This window comes from Brevundimonas sp. P7753 (genome assembly GCF_013386595.1).
Classification (GTDB): domain Bacteria; phylum Pseudomonadota; class Alphaproteobacteria; order Caulobacterales; family Caulobacteraceae; genus Brevundimonas; species Brevundimonas bullata.
On the sequence record NZ_JACARP010000205.1, the window covers coordinates 1 to 534 of the forward strand.

General features: G+C 64.2%; 1 pseudogene. It reads right to left on the bottom strand.

From position 1 onward, the window contains the following. Positions 1-534: pseudogene (locus tag HX774_RS19150) on the bottom strand (amidohydrolase); the annotation flags it as partial.

Genomic DNA, 534 nt, shown 5'->3' on the forward strand with positions numbered 1-534 from the left:
CTAGCGACGGCCCGAGACCGTCGATTCCGCCGAAGCGTTCTCGAACATGCGGTTGATGTCGCCCGAGGTCACCGGCTTGCCGGCTTCACGCTGCGGCGCGGCCCCGCCGAGCCCCAGCAGGGGATCGGTGTCGACCGGCACCGCCGCCGCCTTGCGCTTGAGGGCGCCGACCGTGCAGTCCTCGCGCTTCAGCACCGAGAAGGGATCATAGGAGAACTCGCGCATCGCATTGATGTGGGTGATCTTGTCGATGGTCTCGCGCGACAGGCCCTGAAGGTCGGCCCACAGCTTGTCGGCCGAGTTGGGCCAGACGGAATCCGAGTGCGGATAGTCGCACTCGTACATGACCATGTCCTCGCCGATGTAGTCCAGGTTCGCCAGGCCGAACTTGTCCTCGATGAAGCAGCTGATGATGTGCTTCTTGTAGATGTCGCTCGGCATCTTGCCGGGGCCGAAGTTGGAGTTGGTCCAGGCGTTGTGGTGGCCGTGGGTGAAGTCGGCCCGCTCCAGAAGATACGGGATCCAGCCGATCCC